10 protein-coding genes are annotated in these 12,762 nt (G+C 44.1%); 2 read left to right on the top strand and 8 right to left on the bottom strand.

What is annotated here, in order from left to right; translation table 11 throughout:
* Positions 1-53 precede the first annotated feature (53 nt).
* From ACMFL8_RS08930 to ACMFL8_RS08905, 6 genes are all read right to left on the bottom strand, one after another.
* Positions 54-1,427: an NAD-dependent succinate-semialdehyde dehydrogenase gene (locus ACMFL8_RS08930; RefSeq protein ID WP_413190733.1), complete on the bottom strand. Its 1,374-nt coding sequence runs from the start codon at positions 1,425-1,427 to the stop codon at positions 54-56.
* Between the two features lie 96 nt (positions 1,428-1,523).
* Positions 1,524-2,651: an agmatine deiminase gene (aguA, locus tag ACMFL8_RS08925; RefSeq protein ID WP_413190732.1), complete on the bottom strand. Its 1,128-nt coding sequence runs from the start codon at positions 2,649-2,651 to the stop codon at positions 1,524-1,526.
* 52 nt (positions 2,652-2,703) lie between these two features.
* On the bottom strand, positions 2,704-3,588 hold the full coding sequence (gene aguB / locus ACMFL8_RS08920; protein WP_413191389.1) for an N-carbamoylputrescine amidase: 885 nt from the start codon (positions 3,586-3,588) through the stop codon (positions 2,704-2,706).
* A gap of 113 nt (positions 3,589-3,701) precedes the next feature.
* On the bottom strand, positions 3,702-5,195 hold the full coding sequence (locus ACMFL8_RS08915) for a Na+/H+ antiporter NhaC family protein (protein ID WP_189581273.1): 1,494 nt from the start codon (positions 5,193-5,195) through the stop codon (positions 3,702-3,704).
* Positions 5,196-5,398: 203 nt separating this feature from the next.
* Complete coding sequence (locus ACMFL8_RS08910) at positions 5,399-6,775, bottom strand: NAD(P)/FAD-dependent oxidoreductase (RefSeq protein ID WP_413190731.1); 1,377 nt, start codon at positions 6,773-6,775, stop codon at positions 5,399-5,401.
* Between the two features lies 1 nt (position 6,776).
* On the bottom strand, positions 6,777-8,120 hold the full coding sequence (locus ACMFL8_RS08905; protein ID WP_189581276.1) for a glutamine synthetase family protein: 1,344 nt from the start codon (positions 8,118-8,120) through the stop codon (positions 6,777-6,779).
* Positions 8,121-8,584: 464 nt separating this feature from the next.
* Here ACMFL8_RS08905 and ACMFL8_RS08900 point away from each other — a divergent pair, with 464 nt between their 5' ends.
* Both ACMFL8_RS08900 and ACMFL8_RS08895 read left to right on the top strand, forming a co-directional pair.
* Positions 8,585-9,325 (top strand): gamma-glutamyl-gamma-aminobutyrate hydrolase, encoded by a 741-nt coding sequence (locus ACMFL8_RS08900; protein WP_010198665.1) that lies wholly within the window; start codon positions 8,585-8,587, stop codon positions 9,323-9,325.
* Positions 9,300-10,049, top strand: a complete 750-nt coding sequence (locus ACMFL8_RS08895; RefSeq protein ID WP_413190730.1) for a cupin domain-containing protein — start codon at positions 9,300-9,302, stop codon at positions 10,047-10,049. The genes ACMFL8_RS08900 and ACMFL8_RS08895 overlap by 26 nt, the downstream gene beginning before the upstream one ends.
* A 332-nt stretch (positions 10,050-10,381) precedes the next feature.
* Here the strand turns inward: ACMFL8_RS08895 and ACMFL8_RS08890 are convergent, their stop codons facing one another.
* The gene (locus tag ACMFL8_RS08890) at positions 10,382-11,704 is read right to left on the bottom strand and encodes a glycosyltransferase (protein WP_413190729.1); all 1,323 of its coding nucleotides are present in this window, start codon (positions 11,702-11,704) and stop codon (positions 10,382-10,384) included.
* A gap of 151 nt (positions 11,705-11,855) precedes the next feature.
* Positions 11,856-12,728, bottom strand: a complete 873-nt coding sequence (locus tag ACMFL8_RS08885) for a TIGR03915 family putative DNA repair protein (protein WP_210539721.1) — start codon at positions 12,726-12,728, stop codon at positions 11,856-11,858.
* Between the last annotated feature and the right edge of the window lie 34 nt (positions 12,729-12,762).

The following is a 12,762-nucleotide window of genomic DNA, read 5'->3' as shown; positions in this document are numbered from 1 at the left end:
AAGCCTAACATTAAATGTTAGGCTTTTTGTTTATCTAAGAAAAACGCTATCGATTACGATTTATCACGAATCAACTTATAGTTTAAAAATTCAGTGATACCAAGGGTACCAAGCTCGCGACCAAATCCAGAGCGTTTAACGCCGCCGAATGGGGTATTGGCCTCACTACCAGAAGGCGCGTTGATAGTCACCATACCGACATCTAATTGCTCAGCAATCTCTGCTGCCAATGCTGCGTCCTGAGTTTGAATGGAAGCACCTAGACCAAATGGTACGTCATTGGCAATTTTGATAGCATGCGCAATGTCATTCGCTTTGTAGATAACGGCGACAGGACCGAATAGTTCCTGACGATAGACATCCATTGAGTCATCAACATCTGCCAATACCGCAGGGGCAAACCAAGCACCTGGCTTGTCTTTAACGATGCCACCCTCGACTAATACCGTTGCGCCGGCTTTGACAGCACTGTCTAACTGCTCTTGCAAATTGTTTGCTGCCGCCTTCGAAGACATCGGGCCAATGAAAGTATCTTCATTTTGTGGATCAGCTAGGGTCATGCCACGTACGGCGTCGGTAAAGCCTTTAACAAACTGGTCGTACACGCTTTCGACGATGATTAAGCGTTTAGCAGCATTACAAGCCTGTCCAGTGTTACCAAAACGACCTACGATTGCACCTTGTACGGCCTGCTCGATGTCAGCATCCGCCGCAACGATAAAGGCATCAGAGCCACCAAGCTCTAAAACGACCTTTTTGAGGGCGCCACCAGCTACTTTTGCAACCGCTTGTCCTGCACGTTCAGAACCTGTCAACGAGACGCCTTGCACTCTGGTGTCTTCAATAATAGTCGCTGCTTGATCGTTGGTAGCGAAGACATTGTTATACACGCCACTAGGTAAGCCGGCGTCTTTTAGAATATCAACGATAACTTCTGCGGTGTTAGGGCACTGCGGCGCATGTTTTAGGATAATGGTGTTACCTGCCATTACGTTTGGTGCCACAAAACGAGCTACCTGATAATGCGGGTAGTTCCATGGCATGATGCCAAGTAAAACGCCAACTGGGAGCTTTTCTACTGAGGCTGAACCGTCTGCAACATCAATCGTATTTGGTGCTAATAGTTGCTCACCGTTATCTGCATAATAGCGATAAATTTCAGCAACCAGTTGGAGCTCACCCTTTGCTTGTGCGAGAGGCTTGCCCATTTCGTTGGCAACGATACGTGCTAGCTCATCTTGGCGCTCAATATAGATGTCAGCTATTTTATTCAATAGTGCACTACGTTCGCCAAGCGAGGTCTTTTGCCAGTCTTGATAAGCATTATTTGCTTGTTCAATAGCGTTTTGGATATCTTGTTCAGTGGCGGTAGGGTAAGTGGCTTCTACTTCACCAGTGGCTGGGTTATTAACTTGATAATCGCTCATAGTTATGTCCTTTTTTAAAATATTATTGGGTTCAAAATCCATTTGGGTCTATATTTTTATGCGGGTGCTTTTGATTACTGCTTTTAGTTGCTGCTTTTAGTTGCTGCTTTTAATTGATGATTTTGGTTGCTGCTGCGTAATGCAATGAATATTGCCGCCACCAAAAACAATCTCTTTCGTTCGTACTCCCACTACTTGATGTTGAGGAAAGACTTTTTCAAGCTGCTCGATGGCGAGTGCATCATTTATATCATCATATTGCGGTACGATGACAGCGTCATTACAAATTAAAAAGTTGGCATATGAAGCAATACAGACATCATCAGTATGACGCGCCTTGGCATCATCAGATTGTTCAATATCATGATGTTCAGGCAAGGTGACAGAGTTCTTGGTACAGCATAGCTTATGGACTTTTAAACGTCTGCCTTTTGCATCAGTCATCTTTGAGAGCTGCTCATAGGCCTTTTGCGTTGCCTCATAAAACGGATGCTTAGGGTCGTCAGTAAACAAGCAAACTACTTCACCAGGGCGCGCAAAGCAAGCGATATCGTCAATGTGACCTGTAGTCTCATCAGGATCAATACCGTCATCAATCCACAGCACTTTTTGTATATTAAGATAAGCTTTTAGCTTGTCTTCAATTTGAGCTTCGGTTAGGTGCGGGTTACGCCCTGGGCTTAGCAGACACATGCGCGTAGTCAGAACAGTGCCTTCACCATCGACATGAAATGCGCCGCCTTCCATGACAAAGTCATCCGTTCGATAGCGTTTGATATCTAGATGATCACATAAGCGTTCAGCCAGCTTATCATCGTCATCCCACGGCGAGTATAGTCCATCATAGTCGCCGCCCCATGCATTGAATGTCCAATCACAAGCGCGTAGCTCACCTGCTTCATTGATTAAAAATGTCGGGACAGTATCACGCGCCCAAGCATCATTGCTGGGCATGGATATGACGTCGATATCAGCAGGTAGACTATCGCGGCATGATTGATAATCATCAGGATTGACCAGTATGCCAACTTCACAAAATCTGTTAATTGCCAGTGCAACATCAGCATAAGCTTTCTGAGCAGGAATGGCTTGCTGTCGCCAGTTATCAGCACGGTAAGGCCATACCATCCATATTTTTTGTATCGGCTCAAATTCTGCTGGCATGTAAAAGCCGTCTTGTTGTGGTGTTGAGCCAGTGATTAATCGGTTCGGTAATAATGACATATAGAGCACCTTATTTGACGATAGCGCGAGTGAGCTTGCTTGTTAACAAACCTTATCCATGAGTCAGCAACGTGCCATACATCGATGGACGACGATCACGGAACACGCCCCATTGCTGACGTTCGATAGCCAGTTGATCTAAGTCAAAAGTCGTACTAAGTATCTCTTCTTTATCTTTAGATGCTTCTTGTATAATCTCGCCACGACCGTCGGTAATAAATGAGCTACCGTAGAACGCCACGACGCTATCGTTTCCGTTATCGTTTCCGTTTTGAGTAATTGTCTCAGTGCCAATACGATTGGCTGCTACCACTGGCATGAGGTTAGCGGCAGCATGACCTTGCATACAGCGCTGCCAATGACCTTTTGAGTCGATGTCCAATGTTGGCTCATCACCAATCGCAGTCGGATAAAACAGTATTTCTGCACCCATCAATGCCATGCTACGAGCGCATTCAGGGAACCATTGATCCCAGCAAATACCGACACCAATTTTGGCATACTTGGTTTGCCAAACCTTGAATCCAGTATCGCCGGGGGTAAAGTAGAATTTTTCGGCATAAGGAATACCATCTGGTATATGCGTTTTACGATAAGTGCCAAGTATCTCGCCATCGGCATCGATCACGGTCACGCTATTAAAAAAGGTATTGCCTGATTTTTCATAGAAGCTAATCGGCAATACCACTTGCAGCTCTTTAGCCAACTGCTTGAAGTGATTGATGGCCGCATTATCCGCAACTGAGGTTGCCAGCTTAAAATAATCAAAGTCATGAACTTGGCAGAAGTAGGGCGTCTCAAATAACTCTTGTAGCAAGATGATATTGGCACCCGCTTTGGCGGCTTTAGTGACCAACTCAGTTGCAGTGGCAATATTTTGTTGTATATCCCAACCACATGCCATTTGAGTCGTAGCAACGGTAACATTTCGCATGATCTAAATCCTTATCGTATTTATTAATGAGTACCATATAAAAGGCTTGTTTTGACTAACGAACCATCTCTCACTGCCCGCTAATCAATGATTAAAATAATAGCGTTAAGGTTGGCTTAAGCCATCATATAACCCAAGCCTAAGAAGGTGACGACGGATAATCCCGCACCGAGCATGGCATAGGGGAACTGGGTAAAAGCGTGCTGCATGGGGGAGCAGCCAGCACCTTGCGCGGCAAGTAGCGATGAATCACTAAAGAAACAAGCATGACTACCAAATGAAGAAGCAGATAACAATGCGCCAATCATAAGGGGTGTGCTAACGCCTAGGGCGAGCGATATTGGAAAGACAATGGGCATAGCAAGGACATATAAACCCCAGCTTGATGACGTGGCAAAAGTTAAGAAAGCCATCACCGCAAAGATGACGGCAGGGAAAATAATAATCGTCATATAAGGCGTGATAGCCTCAATCACATATGAGGTCATACCAAGCTCGTCATTGATGGCTTTTAAGAAAAAACCACCAATGACGGTTGAGAGTGGATAGAGCATGACTTTAAAGCCTTTAAAGATGGCTTCAACTTGGGTCTCAAAACTTAAAATGCCTTGCATCCAATAGACAACGACGGTCACAAAACAGGTCAATAATGCACCGCGTAATAGATCGACTTCGAAGTAGACCGTAGAGACAATCAGTAAGATCATTGGGAAAGCAAAGTTTGCGATATTGGCTTTGAACGATAGCTTACGTTTGGCTTGGACGTTTGAGATCAGTTGCTCTTCGACAAAGGCTTCCGGAACAGGATTACCGGCTTTGGCACGTGCCTCGGCTTTTTTCATCGGACCCCAGTCACCCAAAATGCCATACGCCACTAAGAATACAATCAAAAGTGCAAACCAAGCATACGCCATATAAGGAATCGCGCTGATATAAAGCCCAATACCTTCACCATCGCCAGCCACGCCGTTTTCTTCTAAAAGACCTGCAAAGTAGACTGCCCACGTAGAAATAGGCACGATAATACACATCGGTGCGGCGGTTGAATCGACGATATAAGCGAGCTTCTCACGAGAAACGTTATAGACGTCAGTGAGTTTTTTGACGGAGGTTGATACTGCTAGACAGTTCAAATAGTCGTCAATAAAAACCACGACGCCCAAAGCAAAGGTGGCCAATAATGACTGACGGCGCGATTTAATAATTTTTTGTAGCCATTCACTAAAGCCATCTAGACACCCACTAATCTCAAGCAGTTGAATAAGACCACCCATCAGACCACAGACGAGAACAATCCAAATAATGGTCTCATTACCCAGCACCATCGACATGTTGTCTGCAAAAGGGGAGACCAAATCAAAAGGATTGAGCATCACGAGCCCAGCGACACAGCCTGCGATCATGGATTCAAATGGTCGCCTAGAGACAATGGCAGTGACTAATACCAATAGTGTTGGTAGTAAAGATAAGGCACCCCAAGATTGGTCTGGGGCACGGCTGGTAGATAGCCAAGCAAAAGCCAGATAGATGACGACGGCTACTATGACGGTGAGAAATACTCGCTTATTATGATACTGTCTTTCGACAGCATCATTGAGCTTCATGTTCATATTTACGCTCCCTGTAAAACCTCATTGTTTTTTTAAACAAGCTCTATTCTATGGTTGACGCGCGACAGACAGTAGGACAGTAGCGAACCAACTTTCTATCGCGCTCCATCACAACAATCCGTTGCTATGATAGGTCAATGTAACGACCGCTTTTAAAATAAAAACACTTTGTTCAATGTTTATTATTCAAAGCTTTTATGTGTTTACATGCCAGTGGTATCTTTTAGCGCATACCACCATGAGCCCATGACCGAGTAAGGGACTCGCAGCGCTCGACCACCTGGGAACGGAATCCAAGGAATTTGTGCAAAAGCATCGAACTCTTTGGTTTTACCATTGATGGCATCAGCCAAGATTTGCCCAAATAAGTGCGAACCTGTCACGCCATGACCACTATAACCATGGGCGAAATATACTCGCTCATGTAGTTTGCCCATTTGTGGTACGCGAGAAAAAGACAAAGCAAAGTTCCCACTCCACGCATAGTCGATTTTGACGTCACGTAACTCTGGAAAAATCTTAGTCATGTTTGGTCTAATTTTAGCTGTGATGTCAGCTGGGTCCTGACCACCGTAGACTGTACCACCGCCAAATAACATGCGCTTGTCTGCTGAGAGACGATAGTAATCAAGAATATAGCGAACGTCTTCGACACAAACATCAGTTGGGAGTAGCTGGTCTGCTAAATCACCCAGCGGCTCGGTGGCGATAATCTGAGTCGATACAGGCATGACACGGTCAGTCAGTTTAGGGATAACTTTATTGAGATAGGCATTGCCGCACAGCACCGCTTGCTTACAAGTGACGGTGCCAAACTCGGTGATGACTTTGATAGCATCGTCCGCATACTCAATATCCACCACTAAGGTGTTCTCATAAATGGTGCCGCCGCCTTGCTCAATGGCCGCCGCTTCACCCAATGCAAGGTTTAGTGGATGAAAGTGTCCACCGGAGTGATCGATTACGCCGCCTACATAAGCATCTGATTTTATATGCTCTTGGATACCATGCTTATCGAGCATTTCCCGATCATGCATACCGTGGCTTTCCCACAGTGCATGCGTCTCTTGCAAGTCTTTTAGCTGTCCATTATTTAATGCCGCAAAAATATTTTTTTCTTTGAGATCGCAGCTGATATCGTAGTCGCGGACAAAACGGCGAATGATTTTGCCACCACGGGTCACGAGCTGACCGACGAAGTTTGCATTTTCTTGACCATAAGATTTTTTGATCTTTTGCAGGCTAGCATTTAGACCGTTGACGATTTGCCCGCCATTGCGACCTGATGCGCCCCAACCAATCTGCGCACCTTCAAGGACAACGACTTCGTGGTCGGTTTCAATGAGATGCAGAGCAGTTGATAGGCCACTGTAGCCGCCACCCACCACACAGATTTCTACTTGAATGTCATTTTTTAGCGTCGGTCTATCAGGCTTTGGATTACGACTGGCAGCATAATAGCTATCAGGATATTGCCCTTTGTCTGAATAATGCGGGATGTTGCGTGTGTTATTAGAAGGTGGGTTTTGGTTCGTTGCTATGTTGCTATTTGGGTTGCTATTCGAGCTGCTATTTGACATATCAAACATCCTGTAAATAGGTGAGGTATTCAAGGTTGGTCACTTGCTGAGCAAAGCGTTTGGCTTCTTGCTTTTTGACCGCGATCAACAGCTCAATCATCTCGCTTGGGAACAGCGAATCAATGATATCACTGCTTTCAAACTGACGGATGGCTGAGAGCCAGTCTAGTGGCAAGGTCTTAAGTTCTGCTGCATTGTAAGTGATGCTATTAATGGGCTCAGGCGCTTCCAGCTTGTTTTCGATGCCATACAGCATGCCTGCCAGTACCGCGCTACAGACCAGATAAGGATTGGCATCTGCCCCAGAGACACGGTGCTCGATACGTCGCGCTTTTGAGTCACCACCAGGGATACGCACGGCTGCGGTGCGGTTTTCATAACCCCACGACACATTGTTTGGCGCTAGCGTACCGGGTGTAAAGCGGCGATAAGAATTCACATGTGGGGCAAATAATAGAGTGCAATCTGACATGGTCTTTAGCAGACCAGCGACCGCGTGACGCAACATATCTGAGCCTTCCTCTGATCCATCATCGAAGACATTATTGCCATCTTTGTCTAATAAGCTGCAATGCACATGAAAGCCATTACCAGACTGTAGACCAAAAGGTTTCGCCATGAATGTCGCGGTGAGCTTGTGACGAGCTGCCACGGCCTTGACCACTTGTTTAAATAAAATCGCATCGTCAGCAGCTTTTAATGGGTCGTCCACATGTAATAAATTGATTTCAAATTGACCACAACCATTTTCGGCCAGTGCTGCATCAGCAGGAATATCGAGTTTATTGCATTGCTCATAGACTTCATCTAAGAATTCATCAAATTGCAATAAGTCATTGATACTTAAAATAGAAGTTTTATTCAGTCTTAATCCACTTTTGGGGCGAATGGGGGGCTTAGGTGTCTCTCCCTCGGTATAGTCAACCAAATAAAATTCTAGTTCGGTTGCCATCACTGGCGTCAGTCCCAATGCTTTGAATTTTTTGCTGATATAGTCCAAAACATGGCGGGCATCACCGTAGTAAGGCTCATTGTCTTCGGTATATAACCAAATAGGTAGCAGCGATGAGGGTGCACTGGTATTGAGAAGGGGATAGGCAGCACGGCCAGTTGGACGGGCAATGGCATCGATATCGCCATTACATTGGGAAGACTCGATAACATCCGCGCCCCATATATCGACACCCAAGATTGACAGAGGTAATCGGATTGCCCCGTTTTCTGCTTTTTCCATTTGATCAAAAGGGATGCGCTTACCACGAAGCAAGCCATTGATATCACCTGCTGCAACATAGACGTATTCTGTGTTGTGTGCAGATTTGACCATTCCATTGGTTGTCATCATGTCTATTCTTCCTATGAATTTTTAGAATTGCTGGGTTTGTTGCTGCTACATCTTTGCTATTAGGTCTGAATGCACTGTTAGTGACATTTATAACGAATACTTAATAAATAAGCGTTTGATAAATGGTCAACTGAATATGATGCGTTTTCACCAAAGCCGACATTTTTTATCAATGGTATTAGCCACTTAGAGATAATTTTTTTAATAGTATTATTAAAACTAAAAGTTAATCTCTGTTTAGCAATATCGGTAATGACTTCCAATATATGGATGAAAACTATAGTTGTCAATTTTTATTTAAAATTATCTTAAAATAACCCAAAAAGGCATTTTTAGTACTAATATCGATATTAATGAAGTTTATAGTTTACATTTTGTGAGTCATTATGTTAAATTTTAGCTAAATAAGGGATATAAATAATATGGATGGATTAAGTCTATTCATTATAACTAAGGAAGATAATATGAAAAATTCCAGACCTATTATTGCTATTGTGTCCTGTCATAAGATGGTTGATGGACAGCCAGCACAGGCGGTATATCAAAAATACATCGATGCAGTAAACTTCTACGGTGGCAATCCCATACTGCTGCCGAACACAGCTGCCGATAGCGAAAACTTTGATGCGTTGCTCGCAATGGTAGACGGGATTTTATTGACGGGTAGTTACAGCAATGTCGCGCCAACTCGTTATGGCGCGACGCACGTCGAGGCAAAACAAGACTTAGGCCGTGATGAGCTGAGTTTCAAATTGTTGGCTTATGCAGATGAAAGAAACATGCCTCTGTTGGCAGTTTGCCGAGGTTTGCAAGAGATGAATGTTCATTTTAATGGCACGCTGCATCCTGACTGGCGTGAAGTCGATGGGTTTTATGAGCCGCATTTAGAAGACAACACCCAACCGCTTGAGGTGCAATATCAGCCAGTACATGATGTGATCATTCATCCTGAGGGGAGACTGGCTGCATTTGGTAAAAAATGGCACGTCAATTCATTACACAAACAAGCAATCAATAAAGTAGGCGCACGTTTATTGGTTGAGGCGTCAGCGCCTGATGGCTTGGTTGAAGCGATCAGCTTATTGCAACATCCATTTATGATTGGTGTACAATGGCATCCTGAGTTAAATTATGTGCAAGATAACTTGTCCAAATTTCTATTCACGGAATTTATTCACCATGCCAGAGAACCACAAACTGAATAGCACGACTAAAAGTAAGGCAGAAACTGCCGTCACTGATATTGATAGTATTGAGAGCGATGTTAATAGTATCGATGACAAAGATATAGTTGATATCGAAATAGATGATATCGATAGCGATGATGAACTGATGGATGCTGACACGGCGTCATCTTCTGAAACAGATGAGTCGTTGAAGGAAGACATTGGCAAAAAGATTAACCAGCTGCGTCTAGCGAAAGGTTACTCGCAACGTAAATTGGCCAAAATGTCTGGATTGACGAACACGTCTATTAGCTCTATCGAGCGCAATAAGGTCAGTCCAGCGGTCAATACGTTAAAGGCTATCTTGACAGTACTAGGTTCTGATCTGACCACGTTTTTTAGCGACGAGTGGAAGGAGCCTAGGGCTAGAGTCATTGTGACGCCAAAGGATTTATTAGAGCTCAATGAACCCAATAGCAGAGTGTCGTTAAAACAAGTATATAACTGCAGTACGACAAGAAACCTAGGATTTTTGATTGAGACCTATCAACCCAACAGCTCAACCGAAGAAAAGATTGCTCACGAAGGGGAGGAGATTGGTACGGTTATCGAAGGTAAGATTATTATCCGTATCGAAGAAAGCACTTATTTGTTAAATCAGGGCGACAGCTACGTGATTGATACCACTCAGCCGCATACCTTTATCAATCCTACCGATAGCGTGACCCGCATTGTCAGCGCACATACACCAACGACGTATTAAACCCATGCTATAGTCAGAGAACTGCTAAACGGCTACGGCGTTACCCTCCTTAGATGTACTAATTGTACAATCTGCAGTCGGCTGCCTTGTACCCGTTTTAGACTTCTTTAACTAGGGCGTTTTGAACATTCAACTATTAGTGCTGCTGATTGCTAAAATTGCACCAAACATTTTATCAAATCAGGCGTAAACTGACGATAATGTTGAGCTTGGTTCAGAGCAAATTGGTATTGATAAGGCTACTTCTATTTTTGAAGTGGCCTTTTTTTAATTAAAATGTACTGTCAAAAAGAGCATGTCCACTCTTACACGTATTGAATGATACATGGGGTCTATGGCTCTTGATGGTCTTCGGCTATCTTTGCTGTATCCACTATTTTAGACGCTTCTTTGCTCAGTTTGACTGTTGCATTTTTATTGACGGGTTCGACGTTTTTGACGGCGACATTAAGAATAGGCTTAGCAGGTTTTTTGAGACTTTTTTTGATTCTTCGTACTGCGATAGCATCGGCTTTCGCTTGTTCTTCTGCAAGTGCATGATCATACAGACCTTGATATACCGCCAGCGTTTCTTCGATCATCTCGCGCATCGTAAACTTGTTGGTCATTTCTGGACGCGTTACGCTTTCTAGCTGGTTCCTAACGGCTTTGCATAGGGCATTGGCATTGTATTTTTTTACCAAGCCTTGCGGGTAGAGCGGCTGTAGAATTTCACTAAATGCTGCCTGATCCCAGCCAATAACGGGCGTGCCTAAGTGGATGGCTTGTAGGGCATTAATACCAATAGATTCAGGCTCATTTGCAAGCGCCATGACGATGTTGGCCGCCGATAGCCATTCCCGCATATCATTACGCTTACTACCCACATAAGTAATGCGCTCAGCCAGCTCCAATGTATTGCTACGTTGGCGAAAATCTTCATGCGCGACATCACCATCTCTAAAATCATCGTCCATAATGATGGCATGAATATTAGGGAACTGTTCCTGCAGATTGCCCAATATGTCGATGAGCCATTCTTGACCGTATTCGTTACCAATCACCGTCGGAAACACCAGCCACTTTTTATGCTCAAGCTCAGGATATTCAGCGAAAGTGTGCCGTAGCCAATAGACAGATGGATTGTGCCGATAAGGATAGCGACGGGTGTCGATACCGCGGTAGATGCGCTTAATGATCGTAGGATCGACATCTTCGCGGCGCAGTCCCTTTTTTAGATAGTTGGTGACACTATCAGACACCGTAATAATCGTGTCGACATCGAGCAACGCTTGTGAGTATTTATTAATAGGATAAAAACCATACATGGTCGATACCAACTTTGGCAAACGCCTGACTCGTGCGCGGCGCAGTGCCAAATGTAATATCCATGCCGGTGTCCGCGAATGTACATGAATCACATCAGGCTCGTACTTTTCAATCAGATGTCGAAGCGATGAGACTTGCAGCAACGACAGCCAAGATTTTTTATTCATGTGTAGCTGATGGTATATATTGCCATCACGTTTGAGACGCCTAACCAAATCATTGTCTTCGTCAGCGCTTGAGACAATGATAGACGTGTGCTCATTTTTGACCAATGCACGCCCAAGATGAAAAATGCCGCGCTCGGATTCATCATGCTTCAAAGACGACAGTAAGCGCATAACTTTCATAATAGCGTGGGTCACCGGTTAGTAATATCAATTTGCTATTGTCAGTTAAAAGCGCTAAAAACTCAACCATCAAGATAAAAAGATGATGACAGACAGCTGGTTTTTAAAATATATAAGTATAAATGCTGGGATTAAAAGCCTATAAGAGCCGTTAGCGTCGTTTTCGCAAGTGCTCAGCATCGGGCAGTACTTGCTTTTCACTCAAGTATTTCCAATAGCGCTGCGGTAGATACTGTTTATGCAACTTAGGGTTTTTGCGCTCTTTGATATTGACGTTGGTAAAGTAACCTTGCCAAAATCTTTGATAACGCTGCTCATCAGGACTATGGATGCTGGCAGGATTGCGTAGTACCGCGTCATCAAGGTCAGTGATCGTTTGCAGGGCAGCGGGGCGTTTGGGCGTACTATTACTTTTATCATAATAGATGCCATAGTTACGAGTCAGATCGTAAATAGCCCAATGCTGGTCTTGATAACGCTGACGAAAATGCTCTCCGATTAGAGGCAGCACATTAAAGTCAGGCTCAACACGGGCAAAATAAATATCATCGGTCGTATGCTCAAAACGCACAAAGGCTTCCATTCGATGCTTCTCACGACCGACGGATTTGACGGTTTGTACTAATTCCAAAACACTCAGGTTACCGAGGTCTTCCATAATATGGCGGCTAGGATAGTCAATAGCGTATTTAATCACCTGAAACAATGTCGTACCGATATTGTCTTTTTCTGATAAAAATCCCCACAGAATATTTCGCATACCTGAACGCCCCAATAGCTTATGTAGCTTGGTTAATACGCGTTCAGCATGGTCTTCATCTGTAGCAACACTGCTCGCTTCAGAGATCAATGAGGGCACATAAGAATCTTGAGCAATTAACTGTAGGGATTCATCTTCTTGTAACCGATTGGCATAGACATAAAAAACGGCACTGAGCCAACCTTCAAAACTTGGCTCATAAAGCACAATACTTGGCGTTAAGTGACCGACAATATAGTCATGGCTTTGCATCAGTTGTGACATTTATGTTCCTATTTAAAATAGTGGCCATTAAAAC

The sequence above is a fragment of the Psychrobacter sp. AT9 genome (genome assembly GCF_047272965.1).
GTDB lineage: Bacteria > Pseudomonadota > Gammaproteobacteria > Pseudomonadales > Moraxellaceae > Psychrobacter > Psychrobacter glaciei.
Note: the sequence above shows the minus strand (reverse complement) of the source record. Positions and strands in the feature narration are given on the sequence as shown.

What these genes read in the sequence shown, in the direction of transcription:
- ACMFL8_RS08930 (WP_413190733.1), bottom strand. Translation starts at nt 1,427, where the DNA reads ATGAGCGATTATCAAGTTAATAACCCAGCCACTGGTGAAGTAGAAGCC.
- aguA (WP_413190732.1), bottom strand. Translation starts at nt 2,651, where the DNA reads ATGTCATTATTACCGAACCGATTAATCACTGGCTCAACACCACAACAA.
- ACMFL8_RS08915 (WP_189581273.1), bottom strand. Translation starts at nt 5,195, where the DNA reads ATGAACATGAAGCTCAATGATGCTGTCGAAAGACAGTATCATAATAAG.
- ACMFL8_RS08910 (WP_413190731.1), bottom strand. Translation starts at nt 6,775, where the DNA reads ATGTCAAATAGCAGCTCGAATAGCAACCCAAATAGCAACATAGCAACG.
- ACMFL8_RS08905 (WP_189581276.1), bottom strand. Translation starts at nt 8,120, where the DNA reads ATGATGACAACCAATGGAATGGTCAAATCTGCACACAACACAGAATAC.
- ACMFL8_RS08900 (WP_010198665.1), top strand. Translation starts at nt 8,585, where the DNA reads ATGAAAAATTCCAGACCTATTATTGCTATTGTGTCCTGTCATAAGATG.
- ACMFL8_RS08895 (WP_413190730.1), top strand. Translation starts at nt 9,300, where the DNA reads ATGCCAGAGAACCACAAACTGAATAGCACGACTAAAAGTAAGGCAGAA.
- ACMFL8_RS08890 (WP_413190729.1), bottom strand. Translation starts at nt 11,704, where the DNA reads ATGAAAGTTATGCGCTTACTGTCGTCTTTGAAGCATGATGAATCCGAG.
- ACMFL8_RS08885 (WP_210539721.1), bottom strand. Translation starts at nt 12,728, where the DNA reads ATGTCACAACTGATGCAAAGCCATGACTATATTGTCGGTCACTTAACG.